Raw genomic sequence first — 25111 nt, forward strand, 5'->3', positions numbered from 1 at the left:
GTCAAAAAATAGTCTGGTAATTATGGCGAGAAGGTCACACCCGTTCCCATACCGAACACGGAAGTTAAGCTTCTCAGCGCCGATGGTAGTTGGGGCATGCGCCCCTGTGAGAGTAGGACGTTGCCAGGCTGTTATATTATTATTCCGCAGTAGCTCAGTGGTAGAGCTATCGGCTGTTAACCGATCGGTCGTAGGTTCGAGTCCTACCTGCGGAGCCACTTTTAAACAACTAAGAAAATCAGCTATGCTTCCATAGCTCAGTAGGTAGAGCACTTCCATGGTAAGGAAGAGGTCAGCGGTTCGAGCCCGCTTGGAAGCTTACCTATAATAATAAAATTCGGCCCCTTGGTCAAGCGGTTAAGACACCTCCCTTTCACGGAGGTAACACGGGTTCGAGTCCCGTAGGGGTCACCATATTTGGAGGATTAGCTCAGCTGGGAGAGCATCTGCCTTACAAGCAGAGGGTCGGCGGTTCGATCCCGTCATCCTCCACCATAATCTTATTATGTTAACTGAATAATTCTTTAATCCATATGCCGGGGTAGCTCAATTGGTAGAGCAACTGACTTGTAATCAGTAGGTTGGGGGTTCAAGTCCTCTCGCCGGCACCTTTTTTCATTTATAAATGGAGGGGTAGCGAAGTGGCTAAACGCGGCGGACTGTAAATCCGCTCCCTCCGGGTTCGGCGGTTCGAATCCGTCCCCCTCCACCATTTATATTTTTTGAAAAAGTGGACATACTAATTACTATATTGGGCTATAGCCAAGCGGTAAGGCATCGCACTTTGACTGCGACATGCGTTGGTTCAAATCCAGCTAGCCCAGCCAAGTAGTTGAGCCATTAGCTCAGTTGGTAGAGCATCTGACTTTTAATCAGAGGGTCGAAGGTTCGAGTCCTTCATGGCTCATAATTGTACACTACAGAAACCCAGATGATTTAAATCTTCGGGTTTTTGCTTGTGAATATGCGGAAGTAGTTCAGTGGTAGAACATCACCTTGCCAAGGTGGGGGTCGCGGGTTCGAATCCCGTCTTCCGCTCCAGTTCAAATGGGGCCTTAGCTCAGCTGGGAGAGCGCCTGCTTTGCACGCAGGAGGTCAGCGGTTCGATCCCGCTAGGCTCCACCATCACACTACATATATAGTCTTAAATCAGGTTGCTGATTTAAGACTTTTTTTATTTTATAAAAATTTTCAAGTTACAGTTTGGAGAGGCGTCCAGCCCCAGTGCTTAACTCAACTTCAAAAAATAGGTAGATATGTTTCCTGATAAATGTCGTAAGCATATCTGGAATTACTCCGTATGTGGAGGGGAATGCGTTGTACCGTCCTTTATCGAAGAAACTTGAAGGACTAATCTATAATAGGATGCCTGAGATTAGTCTTTCATCAAGGCTATGAAGGACTAATCATTAATAGGATGCCTGAGATTAGTCTTTCATCAAGGCTATGAAGGACTAATCGCTAATAGGATGCCAGGGATTAGTCCATCATCAAGGCGATGAAGGACTAATCTTTAATAGGACGCCTGCGATTAGTCCATCATCAAGACCATGCAGGACTAATCGCTAATAAAACACCTGCAATTAGTCCATCATCAAGACTACGAAGAACAAATCTCAAAGTAAATACCTACAATTAGTCCTTCACATGTGAAAGGCGCCCATGGCATGGCCCAAAATTCGTCCGAACATCTGAGTACATCTTTGCTGCTGCCAATTTAAATAGGATCACGAAGAAGCCCTCACTCAACCCGCCAATTTTACTTTAAGGGAAAAACAAGCCGGAGTCATGTCTCAGCGCATATATATGCATTATTTTGTCGAGTTGAGTCATTTGTATGAAAGCGGTTAAAATAGAACATATAATGCGCTAGGGGGAATAACACGATGAGTAAAAAGCTATCAATTATTGGAATGCCGATGGATTTAGGTCAAATGAGAAGAGGAGTAGATATGGGGCCAAGCGCCATCCGCTATGCGGGGATTAATGAACGATTAACTCCCTTATTTGATGAAATCCACGATTTAGGTGATATTCCCATCGGGAGACCGGAAGTAGTAGTCGACCAAGAATCTAACCTGCGGAATTTAGATTTAGTGGCTGAAAAGACCGCCATGCTGGCCGAAAAGGTTGACGAAGCGGTGCAATCAGGTTCATTTCCATTAGTTCTTGGTGGTGATCATAGTATTGCGATTGGTACATTAGCGGGTGTCTCTAAACACTATAAGAACCTTGGCGTGATTTGGTATGATGCCCATGGTGACTTAAATACAGCTGAGACAAGCCCTTCAGGAAACATTCATGGGATGCCACTGGCAGCGAGCATTGGGTTAGGTCACTCAAAATTAGTAGAAATCGGTGGGTATTTTCCAAAAGTTAAACCTGAGCATGTGGTGATTATTGGTGCAAGATCACTTGATGAAGGTGAACGAATTTTAATAAAAGAAAAAGGGATTACAGTCTATACTATGCACGAAATTGATCGAATGGGGATGGCGAAGATCATGGAAGAAACGATTGCCTACCTAAAGGAAAGAACAGATGGCGTGCACCTGTCACTCGATTTGGACGGTTTAGATCCGAGTGAATGCCCTGGTGTAGGAACACCTGTTATGGGCGGGATTAGCTACCGTGAAAGCCATTTGGCAATGGAAATGCTAGAAGAGGCGAATATCATTACCTCTGCAGAATTTGTGGAAGTAAACCCAATCCTAGATGAAAAGAATAAAACAGCCTCCGTTGCAGTTGGATTAATGGGTTCATTATTTGGCGAGAAGCTTTTATAGAAACAAAGCAGCTGCATTAAAACAAGGCAGCTGCTTTTACTTTCTTACTATTTGATTTAATAAATGATCTAACCGTTTACTCGTTTCAATTACCTGTTGATTGTTTATAGAGGTTTCTGATGCCAATCGAATCATTTTGTCTCGGCAAATTTCTATCTCTTCCATTAACCCGCGAAAATGAGCACCCAGCTTGATCACCTCATTCCTAGTTATTTTGCACAAACGGGCCGACTCCTGCCAAAGGAGGATGCACACCGCCTTAGTATCTTTATCTCCCTTTGGAAAAACTTTAAACTTAAATTACCCAACTATAGTAAATTTTTGTTAATATTATAGGTATTGAAAGATTTTCGCTCAAAACGAAACTTTTTCGCTAGCGATTCGTAGTATCGTATAGCAGCATTGGAGCTGAGGAAACTTAATGGAAGCTATTGTGAAAAAAAGAATAAAACAAGTCATCAAAGGAGATCAGGATGCCTATGGTGAAATCGTTGAAATATATAAAAACAGTGTCTATCAGCTTTGTTTTAGAATGCTTGGAAATCGACATGAAGCAGAGGACATGGCACAGGAGGCGTTTATTCGAGCCTTTGTGAATATCCGGTCGTTTAATCAGGATTTAAAATTCTCCACCTGGCTTTTTCGGATTGCCACCAATCTTTGTATTGATAGGATACGAAAAAAGAAGCCGGACTATTATTTAGATGCAGAAGTGGCAGGAACAGAAGGCTTAACGATGTATTCACAGATTCCGTCCAATACACCACTACCGGAGTCGGAGGTAGAAAGTTTAGAGCTTCATGAGAACGTACAGAAAGAAATCTTAAAGCTGCCGGAAAAATATCGATCCCCTATCGTTTTAAAATATATAGAAGAGTTATCCTTAAATGAAATAAGTGAAATTCTCGATTTGCCACTCGGAACGGTAAAAACGAGAATACACCGTGGCCGAGAAGCGTTAAGACAACAATTACGTTATGTGTGATAAGAGGTGAAACCGAATATGTGTCCAGAACAAATCATCGAACTAATGCATGAATATTTAGATGAAGAAATTGTACCTGAAAAGGAACAAATACTGAGGGAACACCTCCAGAGCTGTAAAGAATGTGAAACGATCTTTAATGAATTAAAAAAGACAGTTGCTTTTGTCAAAAGCCTTTCCCACATGCAGGCTCCCGCAGATTTCACAGCCAATGTTTTGGCGCGTTTGCCGAAAGAAAAGAAAAAGGTATGGATGCAGCGTTGGTTCCGAAATCATCCGATGCTTGCGGCTGCCTCGGTGTTCATCCTATTAATGATGGGAAGTATATTTTCCACCTGGAATCAAGACCGTGAGTTTTCGGTGTCAAAGCAAAAAAACTTAGTCGTGAAGAATAATACGGTTATCGTCCCAAAAGGTGAGACGGTCAAGGGTGATGTCGTCGTTCGTAATGGGAAATTGAAAATCGAAGGTGAAATCCAAGGGAATGTGACAGTAATCAATGGTGAAAAATATCTTGCTTCCGCTGGCCACGTAACAGGCCAAATTGAAGAAGTAAATGAAGTTTTTGACTGGATATGGTATCACATGAAACGGACAGCACAAGAAGTGATTGATGTCTTTAACCAGCCGGAAACCCAATAAATGAACAAATCACTCTATTCTGAGTGATTTGTTTTTTTAAGCTGTTACATATAATAGGTATATCGTGTATTGCTTCGAAAAGCTCCGTGAAACCGATAGCTTTAGATATGGGAATACTCGTGTTATAATAAATTGGTTGTATTCACTATGACGTTTCTATGGAAAAGGTATGGTAGATGGTGGCGTGTAACGCCATATTAGTTTTTAAAAAGTTACGGAGGAAGAACAATGCAGTTTGCTGATTTCACTGTATGGAAGTATCTAGCTAGTATTGTTGATATTGTCCTCGTATGGTATGTCATTTACAAACTGATTAATGTGATAAGAGGAACGAAGGCTGTTCAGTTATTAAAAGGGATTCTCGTTATTCTTCTTGTCAGAGTAGTCGGTGAGTGGCTTGGCTTAACGACATTAAGCTTTATGATGCAGCAGGCCATAAATTGGGGATTTCTTGCCGTTATCATTATCTTTCAACCTGAGCTGAGAAGGGCACTTGAGCAATTAGGAAGAGGGCGTTTCTTCTCCAGCAGCAGAACACAGGATGATGATAACCAGGAAAAAACAGTCGAAGCGATTGTGAAGGCAACGGATTATATGGCAAAGCGCCGAATCGGGGCATTAATTTCAATTGAGCGTGAGACTGGTATGAGTGATTACATAGAAACGGGAATTCAGTTAAATTCTAATATTTCTTCAGAATTGCTCATTAATATCTTTATTCCAAATACACCGCTCCATGATGGTGCGGTCATTATTCAAAAAAGTAATGTTTCAGCTGCAGCATGTTATCTTCCCTTATCCGAGAGTCCATTTATTTCAAAGGAACTGGGAACGAGGCATCGCGCTGCATTAGGAATCAGTGAAGTGACTGACAGCGTGACAGTCGTCGTATCGGAGGAAACTGGTAATATCTCTTTAACAAAGAATGGCGAACTGCATCGCGATATTAAATTAGAGGAATTAAAAGAAATGCTCGCCAGTGAAATGGTTATACAAAACAAAACAAAACAGGCTACTTCAGCTCGTTGGAACTGGAGGGGGAAAAATAATGGATAAACTGATGGATAACCCGTGGTTTATAAAAATCCTTGCCTTGTTGTTAGCTGTCTTGTTTTACTTTTCTGTGGCTCCTACCGATAAAAAGTTCTCTGATGTCAATGTTCCAGGGAAGCAAACCACAGAGACAATCAAGGCGATGCCCGTAAAGGTTTACTACGATGTCAATAATTTAGTTGTAACCGGCATTCCCAGGACAGCGGATATCACGATCAAAGGTCCCGTTTCACATGTCCAATCTGCGAAGACATTAAAAAACTTTGAGGTCTATGTGGATTTAACGAATGCCAAGATTGGAAAGCAAAAGGTAAAGCTTAAAGTAAAGGATTTATCTGATAAGTTAAAGGCAACATTGAAACCAGCAAGTGTCAACGTAACGGTTCAAGAAAAGATTACAAAGGAATTTAAAGTAGAAGCCGAAATGAACTCGGGTCAAATTGAAGATGGGTATTCGGCTGGATCACCCATTATTGAACCCAAAAAAGTGAAGGTAACAGGTGCCAAAGATGTGATCGACCAGATTACCTATGTGAAGGCAACCATTGATGAAAAAAGTAAATTGTCAGAAACGACAACGAAAGAAGCCCGTATTCAAGTATTGGACAAAGTACTGAATAAGTTGAATGTGATCGTCGAGCCAGAGACCGTCAAGGTGACCATTCCTATTAAAAGTAACAGCAAAACGGTTCCCATTAATGTGGTGAATAAAGGAACATCTCCTGCAGGCGTCACGATTGAGTCGATTGAACTGGATGAAAAAGAAGCGACCATTATGGGAAATGAAGAGGTTTTGAAAAATACAGAAAGTGTCCGAGTGGAAGTGGATCTTAGTAAAATTTCCGAGAACACCACGCTGACCTTACCTGTCATCATCTCAAACGGGATTACAAAGGTAACCCCGCAAACGGTAAAGGCAACGGTAGTTGTCAAAAAGCAAGAAGAGAAAACTGTTTCAGGTGTCCCTTTGAAAGTCCGGGGGTTACCAGATAAATATAAAGCGGAGATTACTGACCCGGCAAGTCAAACCATTAATTTAGTCGTAAATGGTCCAAGCAGCTCAGTAACGGGATTAAGACAGGAAGACTTTACTGTGTTTATTGACTTGACGGGATTAGTAGAAGGAATCCATGATGTGAAAATCCAGGTGGAAGGCCCATCTAATATTAATTGGAAACCTGATAAATCATCAGCAAAAATCACGATAACGAATAATGCATAATATTCAGCAATTCATATGTTGAAGGAGAGATTTTTAAAATGGGAAAATATTTCGGTACCGATGGGGTACGCGGTGTTGCAAATAGCGAATTAACACCTGAGATGGCCTTTAAATTAGGCCGCTTTGGCGGTTATGTATTGACAAAGGACAAGGATCGTCCGAAGGTTTTGATTGGCCGTGATACACGTATTTCAGGCCATATGCTCGAGGGGGCCCTTGTTGCCGGTTTACTTTCAATTGGTGCAGAAGTCATGCGTGTAGGAGTCATCTCAACTCCAGGCGTTGCGTATTTGACAAAAGCATTAGGGGCACAAGCCGGTGTCATGATTTCCGCTTCCCATAATCCAGTGGCGGATAACGGAATTAAATTTTTCGGACCGGATGGTTTTAAGCTATCGGACGAACAAGAGGAAGAAATTGAAGCCTTAATTGATGTAGCCGAAGATCAATTGCCAAGGCCAACTGGAGCAGACCTTGGTCAAGTTATGGATTATTTTGAAGGTGGACAAAAGTATCTGCAATACTTAAAGAATACGGTGGAGGAAGACTTTTCCGGCATCCATGTGGCCTTAGATTGTGCTCACGGAGCAACATCGTCGTTAGCCAGTCATTTGTTTGCTGATTTAGATGCTGATTTGTCCACGATGGGTGCATCACCTAATGGGTTAAATATCAACGCAGGTGTTGGCTCTACACATCCGGAGGCACTTGCCGCTTTGGTGAAAGAAAAGGGTGCAGATGTCGGGCTTTCCTTTGATGGCGATGGCGACCGTTTAATTGCCATCGATGAAAACGGAACGATCGTTGATGGCGACCAAATCATGTACATTTGTGGTAAGCATATGAAAGAACAAGGGCGCTTAAAGCATGGAACGATTGTTTCAACCGTCATGAGTAATCTTGGTTTTTATAAAGCCCTTGAAACCCATGGCATTCATAGTGTACCAACTGCAGTGGGTGATCGCTATGTGGTAGAGGAAATGAAGAAGAATGGCTTTAATCTTGGCGGGGAACAATCAGGTCATATCATATTTTTAGACTATAATACCACTGGTGACGGATTACTATCAGGGCTGCAATTAGTCAATATTATGAAGTCAACTGGTAAACCTTTATCAGAGCTTGCCAGTGAAATGAAAAAGTACCCGCAAAAGCTTGTAAATGTAAGGGTAACAGATAAACATCATGTGACAGATAATGCCAGAGTAAAAGAGATTATTGAGCAAGTGGAAGCGGAAATGGCCGGGAACGGAAGAATCCTTGTCCGTCCATCCGGAACAGAACCGCTTGTCCGGGTCATGGCAGAAGCAGCTACAGAAGAATTATGTGCAACCTATGTGGATCGCATTGTCACAGTTGTAAAAGAAGAGATGGAATTAAAAGAATAACTTACAAAATATGCAAAAGGAAACGGTACAAAACTGTTCCCTTTTGCATATTTTATTTTTGAATGGCCTTTGAACAAAATGTTAATAATGGAATTTTTAGTTGACGGACGACTGACAAATCATGTAAGATTAATCTGCTTTGTTATGAATAAAGCAAAGGGAAACCATTTTAACGTTGAAAGGAGGGCAGGAGAAGAAATAGTCATTTAAAAGCGCCTGAACTAATCTTCAGTGGTTAGATTAGTTGACGAGGTGGAGGTTTATCGAAAATTCGGCGGATACCTCCCGGTTGGAGACGCACAACCGAAAATTTCCTCTTTAAAACATGGAGGCAACTCTGTGCACAAAGAGGGGAAAATGCGCATACTACCAATAATGTTTAAAAAGGTATAGACAGATACCTAACAAAAAAACAGAGATAAGGGGGCAAGACCGCCCTCAGAAAGCAACTTGCCCCCTGAATTAGGGAGGAACAAGAAAATGTGTGGAATTGTTGGTTATATAGGAAATAATGACTCTAAAGAAATTTTATTAAAAGGCTTAGAGAAGCTAGAATATAGAGGATATGACTCCGCTGGGATTGCTGTAAAAAATGAAAAGGGCATTCACGTTTTTAAAGAAAAAGGTCGAATTGCTGATTTGCGCATGATCGTTGATAAGGATGTAATGGCGAATATCGGAATTGGTCATACACGTTGGGCAACACACGGGGTGCCAAGCCAGGTGAATTCTCATCCACATCAAAGTGCAACCGGACGCTTTACCCTTGTTCATAATGGTGTAATTGAGAATTATGATCTTTTAAAGCGTGAATATTTAACAAATGTTCATTTTATAAGTGAAACAGATACAGAAGTCATTGTTCAATTGATTGAGTTGTTTGTAAACGAAGGTTTAGAAGTGATCGAAGCTTTCCGCAAAACATTGACACTTTTACACGGTTCATACGCGATTGCGCTATTAGATGAACAAAACGGTGAAACCATTTATGTGGCAAAAAATAAAAGTCCGCTGCTTGTTGGTTTAGGTACTGATTTTAACGTTGTTGCAAGTGACGCGATGGCGATGCTACAAGTAACAAACCAATACGTAGAACTAATGGACAAAGAAATCGTTCTTGTGACAAAGGATGCCGTGACGATTCAAAATTTAAATGGCGACATTATTAGCCGTGAGCCCTATACAGCAGAACTTGATGCAAGTGATATTGAAAAAGGCACATATCCACACTACATGTTAAAAGAGATTGATGAACAGCCGCTAGTGATGCGTAAGATCATTCAAACGTATCAAAATGAGCAAGGACAGTTAGTCATTGACCCTGAAATTATCACTGCTATGAATGAATCTGACCGTGTCTACATCATCGCAGCGGGGACCTCTTATCACGCAGGGCTTGTTGGAAAGCAATTTATTGAAAGTATGGCAAAACTTCCAGTAGAAGTTCATATTTCCAGTGAATTTGTTTATAATATGCCGCTTCTAACAAAGAAGCCGTTGTTTATCTTCATTACACAAAGTGGGGAAACAGCTGACAGCCGTGCGGTACTTGTGAAAGTGAAGGAAATGGGGTATCGTACGTTAACGATTACCAATGTTCCAGGATCAACTTTATCACGTGAAGCGGATTATACACTATTGCTTCATGCAGGTCCTGAAATAGCGGTTGCCTCTTCAAAAGCCTATACTGCACAGTTAGCCGTGTTAGCTATTTTAGCGGAAGTGACAGCGAAAAGCCAAGGAATCACCGTTGACTTTGACCTGATTCATGAACTAGGAATCATTGCCAACGCAATGGAAGTTCTTTGTGATTCTAAAGAGTTGTTCGAGCACATTTCTAGAGAATTTTTATCAGTCACTCGTAATGCCTTCTTCATTGGCCGTGGTGTTGACTACTATGTATGCTTAGAAGGTGCCTTGAAGCTGAAGGAAATTTCCTATATTCAAGCAGAGGGCTTTGCTGGTGGCGAATTAAAGCATGGTACCATCGCTTTAATTGAAGAAGGTACACCGATCATTGCTCTTGCTACTCAAGAAAGTGTCAACCTAAGTATTCGCGGAAACGTAAAAGAAGTCGTTGCCCGTGGAGCAAACCCATGCATCATTTCGATGAAGGGTCTTGAAATGGATGAAGATAGCTTTGTCATCCCAGAAGTACACGAATTATTAACACCGCTTATCTCTGTCATACCAATGCAATTAATTGCCTATTACGCAGCATTACACCGTGATTGTGACGTTGACAAACCACGTAACCTTGCTAAATCGGTGACGGTTGAGTAGTCAATATATAAAAGATAACAAAAGTGTAAAAGTAAAAAAAAGATGGAAACATTAAAAAAAAGATGGAAATAGAAGAAAAAAGTTAGAAACGTAATAAAAAAGCTGGAAACAGTAAATTATTATTAGTTTCAAGATTATAAATTGGAAAAAGAGGAAATATTTCTACAGTGGGTGATTATTTGTGTTTTTTCAAACCCCAAATTCAATATTTAATTTCAAGACTGTCCTTTAGGGATAGTCTTTTTTATTGTGTACCATAAAGGAACACAATGTAAATCTGAATATTAAAATAGGATGTTAAGTGACAAATAACTTACAATAAAGTCGTTTAATTTACATAAAGTTGTTTATAAAAATGTGAGTCATTCTATTCAACAATCGGGCCAGATTTTTGAGTAACACCATCAGGAAATGATCAAACTTTTTTATAAAATCGAAGCTTAGAGCTACTGATAAAGAATCCATTTTGATCAATCTTTTTTTCAAAATGGATTCTTTTAATTTATCGTAAAATGCTGCTTTGTGAGATATTTTTGATCAAACCTTATTTCAAAGCAACAGTTGCTCTTTTTCTTTTTTTGCTTACAAATAAAAAGGTCGACAAGTGTCTTACTTTTTTGATATATTCATAAATAGTAAGACATAAGTCTACCGTATACTATTGCATGCGGTAGACAATTCTTATTAACAATTTACAGAAAGAAGGTATAAAGTTTATGAGAATTCAAATGAGGTTAAGTCGACCTGCCGTAGTTGCAATGCAAGAGTACAAAATTATTAAATTTGGTGACCCAAATGCCAAGGTGACAAGCGGTTATTTAGTTGGTATGGCATGGAAATCTATCAAGCCCAAATTATCACAAATTGATTGGCACAAGGTGAATTCTATATCAATTCCAAATGTAACAGATAATAATGATAAATCTCTTGAAGGATTGCAAACAGCCTTTAACCTTGAAGCAAGTGTTCTACAGGACATTGAACAACTTCAAAGAGACTTTATTGAGATTTTCGGAACAAAAAGGATTTTCAAACCATTTGTAATCAAACTAATTTTATTTGCAGTATTGTTAGAAGAAAATGGAGAAGAACCTTTAAAAGAGGAGGAAAGATAATATGTTTACTATTATACAATTAGATAATGCTTTTAATTCCGCAATCGGTATTGTGAATTTCAAAGGTGGCTTTGATGCTTTTAAATTCCGAAAAGGATTTGAAGAAGATACAACTATCTCTATTGCAGAAAAAGAAGAAATTTTAGCATATCTGGAAACAAAAATACCAAAAAGTAGTATGACTTACCTAATAGTGAAAGAGCGAATAAACCAGCAAGAATTTTTGTCGACCGACTATTATGCTAACCCTCACCCAAGAAAATTTAGGGGTGCTTACGCCCCTGTTGTTTTAAAAACGTTTGCTGGAATTATGTTAATCAAATAATGTATTACATGAAATATATGAAATTAACCAACATATAACAAATTTATGTGAAGTATTATCAAAACAATATTTTGATTTCATTTGTCCGAATTAATTAGAACAAGAAATCCCATTTAGCTATTCTCAAGAAGAAAAAGCTTACCGTAATTTTATTGATAACGTTGGTTTCATTAATGAATTACATAAAGTGAAAAATATATTATCAGAAATTAACGTTACTTTTTTTTCCAGAAGGAGAAAAATCGAATGTTGATGAACTAATTTCAGCTTTAGATAAACAGAATATAGATATACATATATGTAAGGGTGAACACGGATTTAATGATCCATACTCACCTATATACAATGTAGAATCAGCACAAAATACATTTAAAGAAACATTGGACTTCTTTAGAACTAACTGAGTTTTTATTTCACAACCAACTAATATAGCTCCATTGCTTATTCCAGAAAAGGGCGCGATTCTGGAAAATCTAAGGGAAGAAATAATCAAACTTTTTTATAAATCCATAACTTAAAAATGCTAGAGAAGAATCCGTTTTGATTAATCTTTTTTCTATGGCTTCTTCTTTTTTTATCGAAAAATAAAGTTTTATGAGGTGTTTTTAATCAAACTTTACTTCAAAGAAACAATTTTCGGCAAGAATCGTTATTCCTTATGATCTTAAGGATAGTTAATGGTAAATTGAAAGGGAAAATTGCGTTGGGTAATGTTTAGACCGTAAAAAGGAAGTAGAATATATAAATTATGATAGTGGGAAAGGACGGTATGCCATGATTGATAGGAATAAATTCCTGCTGCTTTTTTCCAATGAAGATTCCCTTGAAAAATTGAAACAAATTATGCGACTAAGATTTTCTTTGGATAAAATTAGCACAGACACAGAGGAGATAAAGCATAGTATCAAATGTCTTTTGGATGAATTAAATAATGTCCAAGAGGGGTTTGCTACTGGGGATCCTGTTAAAAATGCCTATGCAATATGCAGCTTGATGTTGGAGGGGAGATGATAAAATTGAGGGGAAGGATGGCATTGAATATATACGTGAATGGACGGAATGCACTGCATATGAGGAAAATATAGGAAGGGGTCGCCACAAACACCTTTTGCATCAGATTGCTATTACTTTATTATTGTTGTTTGCGTATCTAAAGAAGGAGAAAAAAGAACAAACATATTAATTTCACTAGTGATATCCAGATCTATCCTTGCTCTACTTTTTATTTTAAGATTTCACTAACTGCATGGTTATTTTGTTTATTAATTATTGTGTACCTCGATGATAATATGCAGTAGAGATTTCAGAATCGGGCGCGATTGTGGAGCATCAAAGGTAGAAAATGATTAAAATTTTTTTAAAACAAAAGGCTTATTCCCAATCCTCAATACAATAGCGGAAAACTCTGGATACCCCAAATATACCCTTAAATTTACGAGTGGGAGACACCTGTTACGGTTAAAGTAACAAGAAAAATGGACAAATCATTTATCAAGGTAATCATGTATTGGATGTATCAATTAAATTACATAAATTACATATTATGAAAAAATTTCAAAAAGTTATATATCTATTTTCGTTATCTTACTAAGTGGTGAAATATGAAATCACCACTCAGTTGCAAAATCAAACCAAAGTTAAAGACAGAAAAATGTCAAATGATGATAATATAACATGATTGGAGACAAAAAAGCTCAATCAAATATACCTTGTACTGATTTAATACAAGGCTATTATATAGCTGTTGGCCATAAAAGTTATCCTATAGGCTATATGAATTACAAAGTTGAGAAAAATGAGTATTGAATCGATTTGTAAATCTTTTTCATCTTTTTTATAAAGGTCATCTTTACAGATTGATTTTAAATAATTATTCCTTTTTCCCTACTTTTCTTTTTTAGGATTATAGTTGATACGTTATCGACGCTCTTCTGATTTTATAGTCTGTTACCATATTTATCTTTATTCTAAACGGTCTGATTTTATCTTAAAGAATTTCATCATTTTTTAATTCCATAATCCCCAAAATGTTGTTTGCTAACAATAACAATTCATTTTTTTCCTCATTTTTTAGTTTCCTAAATATGTTTATTAAAATTAATTCATCTCTTGTAGATTTAGAATTATAAAGCCCCATTATTATAAGGGATATCATTCTATTTAGAACATTTGGAGGCATTTTTTTTTCTGCTAAAATTGTGTTCTTTTCTTTATTTATTGCATATAAAATCCTATCCACCAACTCTTTAGCCGTTATTGGAAATTTTTCATTAGCTTCGAATTTCACCACATCGCCTTTTAATAACCAATCAGTAGTAACTCCAAATTCTTCACTAGTTGAAATAATTGTTTCGATGGATGGCTTATACTTTCCTTTCTCTATGTCACTCAAAGTACCCTGTGAAATACCAATAGATTTGGCAAATTCGACTTGTTTCATTCCAATAGATTTTCTTAAGCTTTGGAACCTTTCTCCAATGGACATTTTTTTATCCCTCCTTAAAAAAAATGGTTAAAAATTTAAAAATAGAGTATACTGAATATCGGTATACGGATATCCGCATGCCGATATTTGTATTAGCAAATTATTTAATGGTTTAAAATTTATCAATCCATTAAGTAGATTATACGGAAAAAATGAAGAATTGGCGAAAAGTAGAAAATATATATCGGTTTCAATTTATGGATAATGAACACTTTCTAGCTATCTGGAAAGACTTTCGTTTAAAGATTAAACCAGAAAAACCCTAACATTTAGCAAAGAAGTTAGGGTGGAAAAAGTAAATCAGTGCGAATCTGAAACAAGGAGAATATGTAATGGCTAAAAGAAAAAGAAATAATTCAACTGAGGAGAAAATTAAAAGATGGATCAAGGAAGGGAGGGGGCAGGGAGAAGGAATTGATTACAAACCCTGGTTGAAAATTCAAGATGTTCCCTCAAAAGGATATTCAACGAGAGATAGAGGATGGAAGACGAAACGTATTCATCATTTTCTTTCTGATTTAGAATTGAATTATTTTTACACTCTTGAGTGGTCATCAAATGTAGTAGAAATTAGAGAACAATATCCGTTGCTTCCATTGGAAAAGACTCTTGCAATAGCAGAAGAATTGGGAGTTGAACATCCAAGAGAGAGTGGAGCAAACGGACCTTTTAAAGTTATAACATCTGATTTCTTTATAGTCCTAAGAACAGAAAGTGGAATAAAAACTTGCATACGTACAATTAAGCCTGTTGATCATCTAGATGTAAGAGAACTTGAAAAATTTGATATAGAAAAAAGGTTCTATAAGGACCTGGGTATAGAGGATTGGAAGTTAGTTACAGATCAAAATATACCTTCTAACTTTATTAAGAATATGGACTGGTTCTATGATTGTAAAACTATTGATAATAGACCGAACATAAACATGGAACTAATTAATTCAGTAGCACCTGTATTATATAAGGCAGTCAAAACTGAAAACCTAGGATTATCAACTCTTTCCTTAAAATATGATGACTTATTTGGGCTCAATCAAGGCTCATGTCTTTTTATTGTTAAGTACCTACTTGCAAACAAAATCTGGGAAACGAATATAAATGCAATTATTAATCCATCTAAGCCATTGGAAATTTACGACTTAAAAGCTGAAGCACATGAACTACTGGAGGAATAATATGAATATTTTCGTTAATTCAATAATTGAATATCGAGATAAAGATCTTAGGATGATTTCTATAGAAAGGGTACTATGGATTTCCGATGATTTAGAAACCGCTGTTGTCATTAGAATAGATGGAAAGGAGAAATCACCACTACCTCAATTTAAGAGATACCATGAGATTATTGAAATATTAACAACCCCTTTTGCTTTTAAATTAGAAGTAGACCCTTATACGGATTTAAACTCTCCAAACGAAGAGTATTTGGACAAGCATAAATATATACGGGATGAAAAATGGAATCTTATAAAAGATTATGTTGATTATGAGCCATACATTTATGACATACCAAGACTTGAAGAGATTGTAAAAGAAATAAAAAATAAAACAGGTAAAAAAAGTAAAAGAATATACTCCGTTTTAAGAGAATATTGGATAGGAGGGAAAACAAAAAATTCCCTACTACCAAATTATTCAAAAAGTGGAGGGAAAGGAAAATCCAAAAAATTAAAAGGAAATAAAGTAGGACGACCTCCCAAAAAGTCTATTTTACTTGGGCAAGAGGGGATAGGGGTAAATGTTTTAAAAGCTGATAAAAAAATCTTTGAGATTGCAATTAAACAATTTTATAAGGGGAAAAAGACTACTCTAAAAGAGGCTTATAAGGAAACGAGAGCCCATTATTATATCAGTGGATATAAAAAAATAGATGGTGAGCTTGTCCCAACTTTATTACCGGATGAAGTAGTTCCTACCTATAGGCAATTTTTGTATTGGTACAAAACAACATACACATTTAAAGACCGATTAATTAATCGTATTGGAGAACGTCAATATCAATTAACTGGGCGCCCGACAATTGGTAGCTCAAAAAATAAGGCTGCTGGACCTGGGGACATATTTGAAATTGATGCCACAATTGCAGATATTTATTTAGTGAGTGAAATAGATAGGTCAAGAATTATTGGCAGACCAGTTGTTTATATAGTGAAAGATGCATTCTCCAGATTAATAGTTGGAGTTTACGTCGGTTTAGAAGGTCCATCGTGGCTTGCTGCAATGATGGCATTAGAAAATACTACAGTTAATAAAAAAATGTATTGTAAGCGATTAGAAATTGATATTGAGGAAGATGATTGGCCATCAAGTCATTTACCCAAAAAAATAAAAGCTGATAGGGGAGAGTTTGAAAGTACAAATGCAGACAAACTTACTGATTCATTTGGGACTAAAATAATTAATACTCCTCCTTACAGAGCTGATCTAAAAGGAATTGTTGAACGTCATTTTCGAATCCTTAACGATAGAATAAAGCTTCATTGGGTACCAGGAATAGTTCACAAAGATTTTAAAGTCAGAGGAGGAAAAGATTATCGTTTAGATGCTAAATTGACTTTAAAAGCATTTGAGAAGATTATAGTTCTTACCATTTTAGAGCATAACCACTCAATAATAAATAATTACCCATTAGAAAAGGAAATGATCTCAGCAAACATTATACCCACCCCCCTGAATATCTGGAACTGGGGCTATAAACATAGATCAGGTGTGTTAAAACAAGTAACTAGGGATGAAATTCGCTTAAATCTAATGCCTTCTGGAAAAGCTTCTGTAACTGGAGAAGGGATTATTTTTAACCAAATGAGATATTCATCTGATAAAGCAATTAATGAAGGATGGTTTGAAAAAGCTAGAAAAAGAAGATGGGCAGAATTTATTCAATTTGATCCCAGAGATGTTAATCATATCTATATAGGTAAAGAAAAATTTAATTTAATGGACAGAGATAAAGCATATAGTGGATTTAGATTGGAAGAAGTTTTAGAACAGCAACTTGTCTTAGAAACTCAAATTCAAGTCATGGGAACTGCACAGAGCCAACTAAAGGTTGATACAGATGCTCGAATAAAGAAAATAATAAATGAAGAGACTTCAAGCAGTAACGAAAGCCAAACTGGTTTTGAAAGTAAATTAGAAAGGCTAAAAGAAATAAAACAAAATAGGAAAGATGAAAAAATCCATATTAGAGAGCAAGAAAAATGGGCCGATACTTTAGAAGATAAAAATGAAAATCATCAATCCAGCGTAGTTTATTTAGAGGATTTTAAAAGTAAAACCGAAGAAATTCAGGATGAATCTGATCATTTATTAAATTTAATCATTAACCAAGATAAAGAAGGTGAATTGTAATTTGAATATGAATGAAGGTAGTCAGAAAAAACCTACAACGGTTCTCATGGGAAGACAAGAAATGGCGAAATACAAAGAGCAAAAAGTGGATATTTATAAATACAATCCTCTTATAGAAGCCCTACCATATATATATACTCAAAAACAAGTCATTAACTTTTTAACAAGTAAGCCTAATTACAATGCTGAGGATATTAATGAATCCCCAGAAATCAGGCTACACCTTATACAACAGATAAAACATACTTTTGTACAGCCATTACCAATTCATTTAGATTTACAATCTAAAGTATCATTGATGCTTAGATCAGGATATCAAGGAAGAAACCCAGTTAGCCCTTTGTATGCTAGGCAGTTTGTGGTTGGAATCCATAATATATTTAAGGGAGATTACGATGAAAAAAAAGGAAATATTATTGGAAATCGTTCAACAGCCAGTAGTTTTGCCTTAATAGGTATAAGCGGAATTGGTAAGTCTACTGCAATTGAGAAAATCCTTTTACTGTATCCTCAGGTGATAATTCACTCAGAATATGAACATAATGGTTTATCAATTGGATATTTAAACCAAATTGTTTGGCTAGTAATTGAATGTCCTTTTAATGGTTCAAGAGGTACTCTGTGTAAGAACTTCTTCGAAGCTGTAGATAGCATTTTAGGGACGAGCTATTATCAGAAGTATGTGAAACAAAGGGTGAATGAGTCAGACTTAATTGACAAGATGGCCCATGTTGCAGCTCTTCATTGTATTGGAGTGCTGGTATTTGATGAAGTTCAGAGAATGCAGAAGGGACAGGAAGGGCAGCAAACAATGAACTTCTTTGTTGAAATACATAACAAATTGGGGGTGCCATTGATTTTTGTAGGGACATATAAGGCAATTGATCTGTTTACACCTTTGTTGGCTAATGCAAGAAGGGCTAGTGCGATGGGGGCAGAATTTTTTGACAGGATGGATAAGGATAAAAAGTGGGATTACTTTTTAGAACAGCTATGGAAATACCAATGGTTAAGAGAACCAGTTCCTTTAACTGAAGAAATGAATGAATTGTTTTACAAAGAAACTCTAGGAATTACAGATTTAGTTGTTAATCTATTTATACAAGCACAGTATTTAACAATTTCATTAGGGAAAGAGAAACTAACTTTAAATTTGGTTAAAAAGGCTGCCAAGAAAAATTTAAAGTTGTTACAACCGATGCTTACAGCCCTTAAAACAGGTGATAAGGAGAAATTAAAGAGAATTGACGATTTAAAGCCCGAATGGATTGATATTAATGCTTTTTTAAAAGCTTTACCCACAGAAGTACACATTGAAGGTGCTATATCTAAGGAGCATAAGAAAGCGATCATTGATGCTAAAGAATTTGTACAATACGTTGGGTTTGCACAAAGTTTAGGCTTAACAAAAAAAGAGGCTATAGATTTGGTCTCCCAAATTCTGGACCAAGAGGAAGTAAGTTCGGATAGCTCTATAGTAAATAAAAAGATAGCTAAAAAAATACTAACTATACCTTCTGATGATTCGAAGAAAAATAGTAGAGAGAAGAAAGGTCGTAAAAAAGTAATTGATGATAATTATCTTCATGTAATTGGATTAAAAGCATTGGAAGAAAAGAAGTCCTTAGTGGAAGAGTTGCAAAAGATCAATGTAATTGCTCCATTTAATGAATTTTTAAGTTAGGAGAGTTTATGACTAGTTTTTTTCCCCATTCTATAAGGATGAGCTGTTATATAGCGTTTTAGCACGTTATCACCAAAGAAGTGGAAATGAAAGTTGTAAGGAAACCTTGAAGGAACTTTTTGGCAAATCAACAACCAGTGCTATTTCAAATTTTCCAGGTGAGATGGGTGTACTATGTGAAAAGATTGGTTTGAACCATTCTAAACCGTTTAATTTAATTTATAGTCACACACTCCTCCCATATTATTTGCCCTTTATATCAGAAGAGCATGGAAATAAAATTAAACACCAAATGGTAAATGGAAATTCCAATGCGATATATGTTGCATTAGGTTTGGCTGCGAGCAAAATTAAGGAAACAAACTACTTTCGTTTCTGTGAAAGTTGCTTTAATGAAGAAACAGCTATTTTTGGAGAGGCTTATTGGCATAGGACTCATCAACTCCCGGGAGTGCTCATATGTTCAAAGCATAAAAAAGCGCTAATTGAATCACATATACCATACAGGAATAAACAAAATAAACATAAATTTTTTACTCTTAACGAAACTTCAATAAAGCTTGGAAAAATAATAATAATACCAGAACGATTTTTCGACAAATTTTTATTTATTGCTGATACTTCATATCGACTATTAAATGAGAAAGAATTGTTAACTGGAGTGGATAACCTTCAAGAATTTTATTTGAAAAAGTTACAAGAAAAAGGATACATTACTAAGTCAAAGCGAATAAGAATGCAGGAATTAAAATCAGTATTTTTAAAATCATTTGACTCTGAATTTTTAAGAATGATTAATAGTAGTTTTAATCTAGGTGATGAAAATACATGGTTTCATAAAGTTCTAAGAAAACCACGAGTGACTTGCTATCCCTTACGACATTTATTACTACTACTTTTTTTAAATGAAGCCTTTCCAAATAATTCAATAAAGGATAATCTAGAAAATTATCCATTTGGAAAAGGTCCATGGCCATGTTTAAATAAGGCGGCTAATCATTACAAAGAGTTACTAATAACTGAATGTGTAGTGACTACTGATTCAAAGACAAAACAGCCGGTTGGTACATTTGCTTGTAGTCAATGCCATTTTATTTATTCGAGAAGAGGCCCAGACTATGATGATAAGGATATATATAAAATAGGAAGAGTAAAAAACTTTGGAATAGTATGGATTAATAAACTCAATGAGCTAGGCTCTAATGGTAAATATTCAACACGAAAAATATCATTAATTCTAGGTGTTGATTCAAAAACAGTAAAAAAATATTTAGAGAATGATAAAGGTATCACAAAAGATAAATTAAAAAAAATAAAAAATGAAAGAATCATTAAGGAAGAGACCGCTGAAAAACATAAAAAAGATTTGTTGATTTTAATTAACGATAATCCTGGCTTTAGTCGAACAGAATTAAGAAAAGTCAATCCATCGGGTTACATTTGGTTATATAGAAATCATAGGGAATGGTTGTTGAAGAACCTTCCAAATCCTAAGATATCTCATAAAACGACAGCGAAAATTAATTGGGATCAAAGGGATGAAGAATATTCATTTTTGCTTATAAAAGAAGCTATCAACATCTTAACAGAAGAACCATTGATTAGGCTTACTAAAACAAGAATAGCAAAAAGGCTCGACCTACAATCAAGATTTGAAAAGAATATTGATAAATTACCAATATGTAAAAGTATACTTGACGATGTAACAGAAGATATTGAGGATTTTCAAATAAGAAGAATTAGGTTAAGAGCTGAAGGGTTACGAAAAGAAAATTTTTATTATTCGAAGTCTACATTAGGAAGAGCAGCTGGTTTAGGTAAAAATATCTCAAGAAAGGTAAATAAAGTATTACATGAAGAATTAGGGTTCTTGGACAATGCTCATTCTAATTGAAAATTTTAGAAATAAAATTACATGATTTGGAAATTTGCTTTTTCGATTTAAAGGAGGAGACTTGTGTTACCGTTTTTCCCAGATGCATATCCAGACGAATTACTATATAGCGTTTTTGCAAGATACCATAAACGGTCTGGCAATATTAGTGTTAAAGACACCTTTTTAGACTTGTTCAATAAAAGAAACTTGATTCCGCATGCACACATTCCAAGAGATTTAGGCATTTTAACAGGAAAAATAATTGGCTTTAAAAAAGTAAATCTTGATACCTGGATTAAGAAACATACATTATTTTTATATTACTCAAACTTTGCGAAAGAGCAAAATAAAGAAAAATTGCTTTCTATAATTGTGGATGGCGGAGATACGAATTTACCTATTCGTATTATACCTGAAGAGTATTTTAAGTACTGTACTGAATGTGTGAGGGAAGATAATTTAAAATATGGTGAAATATATTGGCATAAGAAACACCAGATACCAGGCGTTTTTTATTGCTCGATACATTCTCTAGAGCTTTTAGAGAGTTCGGTAAAGACACAATCAAGACATAAAGGTTTCTATGGTTATGAACCTGCAACACTAGATAATTGTCCAATTGATGAAATTTCAATGAGTAAGATTCCTAACAATCTTGAGAATATGTTAATGAAAATATCTAAAGAATGTGAAAAAGTAGCAGAAAATGATCTTTCTTTATCCTTTGAATACATACCGAAAATATATAGGTACTTACTTTATCGAGAAGATTATATTAAGGGGAGTAGAAATAATTTCAATAAGCTAAAAAATGATTTTATAAATTATTATGGACATGAATTATTAAATTTTTTAAGAGTAGAATTTAATTATTCCAAGAGGGACCAATGGTTGGAGAAAATAACTAAAAGTTCTCAAATGGCATTTCATCCTATAAAACATGTCTTGTTAACGCTTTTTTTAAATGATAGTGTTGAAACTCTTCATAACTTCGGTAAGGATATCGAACCATTTGGAAAAGGACCATATCCATGTCTGAATCCATTCTCTAATCATTATAAGGAATGTGTGATAAATAGTGTAAAACTTGAAAAATGCAATAGAACTAATTCAGGGATAGGCTTATTTTCATGTAATTGCGGTTTTGAATTTACAAGATTCAATAACAGAAAAAAGTTAATGGTAAAGCAAATAAAAAATATGAACAAACAATGGGAAGATGAATTCATTAAGTTGTTGGAACAAGAAAAAATAATTAGTATAGGTTTTGAAACTAAAAAAGATGTAGTTGAAAATTATTTGTCCATTTTTAGTAGCTATTTAAATGGCAAGCAGAGAAGACAGAAACCCACCACTAAAATAATAAATCATTATCGTAATAATTGGATTAATTTATTGAGAGAAAACCCTAATGCCTCAACAGAAAAATTAAAGAAAAAGGATATCACCACTTTTGTCTTCTTGTATAAACATGATAAGAATTGGCTTTCAAATAATATGTCTTTTACAAACAATTGCAGAGACCAAGAGATAGACTGGGAAAAAAGAGATAAGGAATTGCTTCTTGCTGTTGAAGAAGCAAGAAAAGAGTTATTAAGCGAAGATACACCAACTAGAATTACAAGATCTTCATTGGGGAGATCTACAAATAAATTAGATATAATAAGAAAAGCAGAGTATCGGGATAAAATGCCTAAAACATACAATTACTTAGATGAAATACTTGAATCGGTAGAGGAATTTCAGTTAAGAAGAGTTGAATACGCTCTTAAAAGCTTAATACAGTCAGGGAAGAGAATAAGTGAAACCAGCATTGGTCGTGCTGCTAATGTAATTAAAGGAAGATCAAGTGTCATAGATACTAAAATAAAAAAGTATGTTGAAGAATACAGCTAGGTGAATTGAATTAATGGCATTTGTATAACTCAATTGTAGAAGAAGCTAAAAAGCTTATAGAAGGTAATTTTTTCTTCAACTAATAGGGGCGTTTGTGCAAGATAAAATTCCGGTTCAAAGAAATAGGTAAAGGGACTTGAACAAAATTGGTAGAATTATTTTATTTTTGGTTTAAAAATAACAAACAAATGCTTAAGCAAAAGGGAATCGAAACCGATTTATTATTAGTACCTACTTTAACTGATAACCCAGCTACCTTTGCAGATCACATCACTGAAACGAAAATGGGAAGAGTGTCAATCTGGGATTCTGGGTCATTAAACTTGGAAGTTTTAGATCAGTCAACTGGGAAAACAGTTTATTTTAAAGATATTGAAATTCTTGATAAAAATCCGAATATGGAACAACTGTTATCGGAATACTTTGAAGCACTACTGAGGTAGGGCTATAGTTCCTACCTCAACTAATAAGGGGTTTTAGTATAAAATTCAGGGGCATTTTTACAGCTCTACCGAATTTCCCACTATTCCGCAATTGGGTGAGATTCTGGAAGATCTAAGCTAGAAAGTGATTAAACTTTTTTATAAAACCATAACTTAAAACTGATAGAGAAGAATTTGTTTTGCTTAATTCTTTTTCAAAATGGATTCTTCTTTTTTATCGAAAAATAAAGATTTATGATATGTTTTAATCAAACTGTATTCCGAAGCTACATTTAGAAGAATTATTTGTATTTTATTATTTTTTTATTTGCTCAAAGTATTCGAAATGGCCCAATTTTCCATGTGCTTTGAATATGTTTATAATTTCAGCAGTGGGAATTTCTCTTATCACTTTAATGTGATTACTTGTAAACTCACCAACTCCGTATTCATAAGGCGGGTCAATCGAGTCAATTTGCAGAAATCTTGTTTTCAATATATTTTCTCTACCAAGCCCTGGAGTATCAGCAATTATCGCTATATTCTTTTCATCTGAAAAATATATACCATCAGCTTTATATTCTTTCCCTACTTCGTATTTTTGGGTGCCTTTTGTATTATAAAGATCTTCTCTAACTGCTTTTATATACATATGTTGTTAACTCCATATCATATTTATTTTATTGGCCTAAATCCATTAGAAAGGAATCAATTTTCTTCAGTCACGATAATAAACCTTCCCCAGGGTTATCCTCATGTACAGAAAAATCTCCCTGCTTCATATTGCGGTTTGAACAGTGATTTAAATAATAACTACTGTTCATATGTTTTGAATAATTTAGTCGGTAATAATTATTAGAAATTCTTTTAAGGTGCTCAGCGGCTATTTCATTAAGTTGGTCAGCATAAGAAACAAAAGTTGGAATATTTACTTTATCCCCGTACCAGAAATCTTCTGTATTTAAGCATTCTTATTCTTCTAGATATATAGAGTATACAATGTTTGTTTTTTACATTTCCAGCAAGTCATTTCTGTTTCAGCCAAAGAATAATTTTTTGCTCTTAAGTTAGGTATATTATCAGGTAGCCATTTATAGAAATCATTTAAATCAACACCTTCTAATACATGCCAGGTTTTATTTTTGGCATCCCACTTCGCTCCTTTACTTTTTGCTTCATCTTTTTGAGAAAATGGCACAATTAAATTAATTCTATCGCTCATTTTATCAATCTTTTCTATTCTTGATTTCATATTTATATTTTATTACAAAAATTAATTTAATCCCTATAAAACCTTAACAAAGTTCGATCGATAATAATAATTATGATCATCTCAACTCTGTAAAGTTGGTATCAAGCTCCTGTTGAATATGTTCTGGAATATCTTTTTTTACCAGCTCGCTTATCATTGTATTGATTTTCGCTTGCTTGATTTCATACGCTTCAAGCTGTAGAATCATCGTTTCAATAGCAAGTCGAAGAAGGGCAGCAGATGCCCTCGGTGAATGTTTAAATACATTGGCAACTTCCTAATATATCGATGTGACATCTACGGACATATCTTCGTGTGTTTCAGGTAAGTCTGTTTCAAATGGATA

At 35.4% G+C, this 25111-nt stretch carries 20 protein-coding genes, 10 tRNA genes, 1 rRNA gene and 2 pseudogenes; 28 read left to right on the forward strand and 5 right to left on the reverse strand.

From position 1 onward, the window contains the following. Window positions 1–12: 12 nt before the first annotated feature. The 12 genes from rrf to rocF all read left to right on the forward strand — a co-directional run bounded on the left by rrf (window position 13) and on the right by rocF (window position 2786). A 5S ribosomal RNA gene (gene rrf / locus RCG19_RS10320) occupies window positions 13–129 on the forward strand. 14 nt (window positions 130–143) lie between these two features. Then, a tRNA-Asn gene (locus RCG19_RS10325) sits at window positions 144–218 on the forward strand. A 28-nt stretch (window positions 219–246) separates the two neighbouring features. Next, window positions 247–319: transfer RNA gene (locus RCG19_RS10330), tRNA-Thr, on the forward strand. A 20-nt stretch (window positions 320–339) separates the two neighbouring features. Beyond that, window positions 340–414: transfer RNA gene (locus RCG19_RS10335), tRNA-Glu, on the forward strand. 5 nt (window positions 415–419) lie between these two features. Then, a tRNA-Val gene (locus RCG19_RS10340) sits at window positions 420–495 on the forward strand. Between the two features lie 40 nt (window positions 496–535). Then, a tRNA-Thr gene (locus tag RCG19_RS10345) sits at window positions 536–608 on the forward strand. Window positions 609–627: 19 nt separating this feature from the next. After that, window positions 628–712: transfer RNA gene (locus RCG19_RS10350), tRNA-Tyr, on the forward strand. Between the two features lie 40 nt (window positions 713–752). Next, window positions 753–827, forward strand: a tRNA-Gln gene (locus RCG19_RS10355). Window positions 828–834: 7 nt separating this feature from the next. After that, window positions 835–907, forward strand: a tRNA-Lys gene (locus RCG19_RS10360). 59 nt (window positions 908–966) lie between these two features. Beyond that, window positions 967–1041 (forward strand) — tRNA-Gly (locus RCG19_RS10365). 8 nt (window positions 1042–1049) lie between these two features. Then, window positions 1050–1125, forward strand: a tRNA-Ala gene (locus tag RCG19_RS10370). Between the two features lie 761 nt (window positions 1126–1886). Then, window positions 1887–2786, forward strand: a complete 900-nt coding sequence (gene rocF / locus RCG19_RS10375; protein WP_166246483.1) for an arginase — start codon at window positions 1887–1889, stop codon at window positions 2784–2786. Window positions 2787–2822: 36 nt separating this feature from the next. Here rocF and RCG19_RS10380 read toward each other — a convergent pair whose 3' ends face one another. Then, the gene (locus RCG19_RS10380) at window positions 2823–3008 is read right to left on the reverse strand and encodes an aspartyl-phosphate phosphatase Spo0E family protein (protein ID WP_308110706.1); all 186 of its coding nucleotides are present in this window, start codon (window positions 3006–3008) and stop codon (window positions 2823–2825) included. A 199-nt stretch (window positions 3009–3207) separates the two neighbouring features. Between RCG19_RS10380 and sigW the strand changes: the two genes are divergently transcribed. The 9 genes from sigW to RCG19_RS10425 all read left to right on the forward strand — a co-directional run bounded on the left by sigW (window position 3208) and on the right by RCG19_RS10425 (window position 12810). Further along, complete coding sequence (gene sigW / locus RCG19_RS10385; RefSeq protein ID WP_166246485.1) at window positions 3208–3771, forward strand: RNA polymerase sigma factor SigW; 564 nt, start codon at window positions 3208–3210, stop codon at window positions 3769–3771. 18 nt (window positions 3772–3789) lie between these two features. Next, window positions 3790–4413, forward strand: coding sequence for an anti-sigma-W factor RsiW (gene rsiW, locus RCG19_RS10390; RefSeq protein WP_166246487.1), 624 nt, complete (start codon window positions 3790–3792; stop codon window positions 4411–4413). Between the two features lie 228 nt (window positions 4414–4641). Next, complete coding sequence (cdaA, locus tag RCG19_RS10395; protein ID WP_166246489.1) at window positions 4642–5469, forward strand: diadenylate cyclase CdaA; 828 nt, start codon at window positions 4642–4644, stop codon at window positions 5467–5469. Beyond that, window positions 5462–6688 carry a CdaR family protein gene (locus RCG19_RS10400; RefSeq protein WP_308110707.1) on the forward strand — a complete coding sequence of 409 codons (1227 nt, stop codon included), beginning with the start codon at window positions 5462–5464 and terminating at the stop codon, window positions 6686–6688. Before cdaA ends, RCG19_RS10400 begins: the two co-directional genes overlap by 8 nt. A gap of 38 nt (window positions 6689–6726) precedes the next feature. Then, window positions 6727–8076 carry a phosphoglucosamine mutase gene (gene glmM, locus RCG19_RS10405; RefSeq protein ID WP_308110708.1) on the forward strand — a complete coding sequence of 450 codons (1350 nt, stop codon included), beginning with the start codon at window positions 6727–6729 and terminating at the stop codon, window positions 8074–8076. A gap of 480 nt (window positions 8077–8556) precedes the next feature. Beyond that, window positions 8557–10359, forward strand: a complete 1803-nt coding sequence (glmS, locus tag RCG19_RS10410) for a glutamine--fructose-6-phosphate transaminase (isomerizing) (RefSeq protein WP_166246495.1) — start codon at window positions 8557–8559, stop codon at window positions 10357–10359. 716 nt (window positions 10360–11075) lie between these two features. Beyond that, on the forward strand, window positions 11076–11474 hold the full coding sequence (locus tag RCG19_RS10415) for a hypothetical protein (RefSeq protein WP_308110709.1): 399 nt from the start codon (window positions 11076–11078) through the stop codon (window positions 11472–11474). A gap of 1 nt (window position 11475) precedes the next feature. Next, on the forward strand, window positions 11476–11799 hold the full coding sequence (locus RCG19_RS10420; RefSeq protein ID WP_308110710.1) for a hypothetical protein: 324 nt from the start codon (window positions 11476–11478) through the stop codon (window positions 11797–11799). A gap of 774 nt (window positions 11800–12573) precedes the next feature. Further along, window positions 12574–12810, forward strand: coding sequence for a hypothetical protein (locus RCG19_RS10425; protein WP_308110711.1), 237 nt, complete (start codon window positions 12574–12576; stop codon window positions 12808–12810). 976 nt (window positions 12811–13786) lie between these two features. Here the strand turns inward: RCG19_RS10425 and RCG19_RS10430 are convergent. Continuing rightward, complete coding sequence (locus tag RCG19_RS10430) at window positions 13787–14284, reverse strand: helix-turn-helix domain-containing protein (RefSeq protein WP_308110712.1); 498 nt, start codon at window positions 14282–14284, stop codon at window positions 13787–13789. A 332-nt stretch (window positions 14285–14616) separates the two neighbouring features. Between RCG19_RS10430 and RCG19_RS10435 the strand changes: the two genes are divergently transcribed. From RCG19_RS10435 to RCG19_RS10465, 7 genes and pseudogenes are all read left to right on the forward strand, one after another. Then, the gene (locus tag RCG19_RS10435) at window positions 14617–15459 is read left to right on the forward strand and encodes a TnsA endonuclease N-terminal domain-containing protein (protein WP_308110713.1); all 843 of its coding nucleotides are present in this window, start codon (window positions 14617–14619) and stop codon (window positions 15457–15459) included. 1 nt (window position 15460) lies between these two features. Then, entirely contained in the window at window positions 15461–17635 is a 2175-nt protein-coding gene (locus RCG19_RS10440; protein WP_308110714.1) for a DDE-type integrase/transposase/recombinase, read from the forward strand. Between the two features lie 7 nt (window positions 17636–17642). Continuing rightward, entirely contained in the window at window positions 17643–19319 is a 1677-nt protein-coding gene (locus tag RCG19_RS10445) for an ATP-binding protein (protein ID WP_308110969.1), read from the forward strand. Between the two features lie 37 nt (window positions 19320–19356). After that, window positions 19357–19791, forward strand: a pseudogene (locus tag RCG19_RS10450) (TniQ family protein); the annotation flags it as partial. Further along, window positions 19771–21213 carry a TnsD family Tn7-like transposition protein gene (locus tag RCG19_RS10455; RefSeq protein ID WP_308110970.1) on the forward strand — a complete coding sequence of 481 codons (1443 nt, stop codon included), beginning with the start codon at window positions 19771–19773 and terminating at the stop codon, window positions 21211–21213. The pseudogene RCG19_RS10450 and the gene RCG19_RS10455, both read left to right, overlap by 21 nt. 63 nt (window positions 21214–21276) lie before the next feature. Beyond that, window positions 21277–23091, forward strand: coding sequence for a TnsD family Tn7-like transposition protein (locus RCG19_RS10460; RefSeq protein WP_308110715.1), 1815 nt, complete (start codon window positions 21277–21279; stop codon window positions 23089–23091). Window positions 23092–23237: 146 nt separating this feature from the next. After that, a complete protein-coding gene (locus RCG19_RS10465) occupies window positions 23238–23534 on the forward strand; it encodes an immunity protein TriTu family protein (protein ID WP_308110716.1) in 297 nt (98 codons plus the stop codon). A gap of 295 nt (window positions 23535–23829) precedes the next feature. On the opposite strand, the gene RCG19_RS10470 is transcribed toward RCG19_RS10465, so the two are convergent. The 3 genes and pseudogenes from RCG19_RS10470 to RCG19_RS23715 form a co-directional block, all read right to left on the reverse strand. After that, a complete protein-coding gene (locus RCG19_RS10470; RefSeq protein WP_308110717.1) occupies window positions 23830–24165 on the reverse strand; it encodes a hypothetical protein in 336 nt (111 codons plus the stop codon). Between the two features lie 327 nt (window positions 24166–24492). Further along, window positions 24493–24735 (reverse strand): DUF5710 domain-containing protein, encoded by a 243-nt coding sequence (locus tag RCG19_RS10475; protein WP_308110718.1) that lies wholly within the window; start codon window positions 24733–24735, stop codon window positions 24493–24495. 106 nt (window positions 24736–24841) lie between these two features. Continuing rightward, window positions 24842–25030, reverse strand: a pseudogene (locus RCG19_RS23715) (hypothetical protein); the annotation flags it as partial. Window positions 25031–25111 lie beyond the last annotated feature (81 nt).

Origin of the sequence: Neobacillus sp. OS1-2 (assembly GCF_030915505.1) — a bacterium.
GTDB lineage: Bacteria > Bacillota > Bacilli > Bacillales > Cytobacillaceae > Neobacillus.

What these genes read in the sequence shown, in the direction of transcription:
- rocF (WP_166246483.1), top strand. Translation starts at nt 1,887, where the DNA reads ATGAGTAAAAAGCTATCAATTATTGGAATGCCGATGGATTTAGGTCAA.
- sigW (WP_166246485.1), top strand. Translation starts at nt 3,208, where the DNA reads ATGGAAGCTATTGTGAAAAAAAGAATAAAACAAGTCATCAAAGGAGAT.
- rsiW (WP_166246487.1), top strand. Translation starts at nt 3,790, where the DNA reads ATGTGTCCAGAACAAATCATCGAACTAATGCATGAATATTTAGATGAA.
- cdaA (WP_166246489.1), top strand. Translation starts at nt 4,642, where the DNA reads ATGCAGTTTGCTGATTTCACTGTATGGAAGTATCTAGCTAGTATTGTT.
- RCG19_RS10400 (WP_308110707.1), top strand. Translation starts at nt 5,462, where the DNA reads ATGGATAAACTGATGGATAACCCGTGGTTTATAAAAATCCTTGCCTTG.
- glmM (WP_308110708.1), top strand. Translation starts at nt 6,727, where the DNA reads ATGGGAAAATATTTCGGTACCGATGGGGTACGCGGTGTTGCAAATAGC.
- glmS (WP_166246495.1), top strand. Translation starts at nt 8,557, where the DNA reads ATGTGTGGAATTGTTGGTTATATAGGAAATAATGACTCTAAAGAAATT.
- RCG19_RS10415 (WP_308110709.1), top strand. Translation starts at nt 11,076, where the DNA reads ATGAGAATTCAAATGAGGTTAAGTCGACCTGCCGTAGTTGCAATGCAA.
- RCG19_RS10420 (WP_308110710.1), top strand. Translation starts at nt 11,476, where the DNA reads ATGTTTACTATTATACAATTAGATAATGCTTTTAATTCCGCAATCGGT.
- RCG19_RS10425 (WP_308110711.1), top strand. Translation starts at nt 12,574, where the DNA reads ATGATTGATAGGAATAAATTCCTGCTGCTTTTTTCCAATGAAGATTCC.
- RCG19_RS10430 (WP_308110712.1), bottom strand. Translation starts at nt 14,284, where the DNA reads ATGTCCATTGGAGAAAGGTTCCAAAGCTTAAGAAAATCTATTGGAATG.
- RCG19_RS10435 (WP_308110713.1), top strand. Translation starts at nt 14,617, where the DNA reads ATGGCTAAAAGAAAAAGAAATAATTCAACTGAGGAGAAAATTAAAAGA.
- RCG19_RS10440 (WP_308110714.1), top strand. Translation starts at nt 15,461, where the DNA reads ATGAATATTTTCGTTAATTCAATAATTGAATATCGAGATAAAGATCTT.
- RCG19_RS10445 (WP_308110969.1), top strand. Translation starts at nt 17,643, where the DNA reads ATGAATGAAGGTAGTCAGAAAAAACCTACAACGGTTCTCATGGGAAGA.
- RCG19_RS10470 (WP_308110717.1), bottom strand. Translation starts at nt 24,165, where the DNA reads ATGTATATAAAAGCAGTTAGAGAAGATCTTTATAATACAAAAGGCACC.
- RCG19_RS10475 (WP_308110718.1), bottom strand. Translation starts at nt 24,735, where the DNA reads ATGAGCGATAGAATTAATTTAATTGTGCCATTTTCTCAAAAAGATGAA.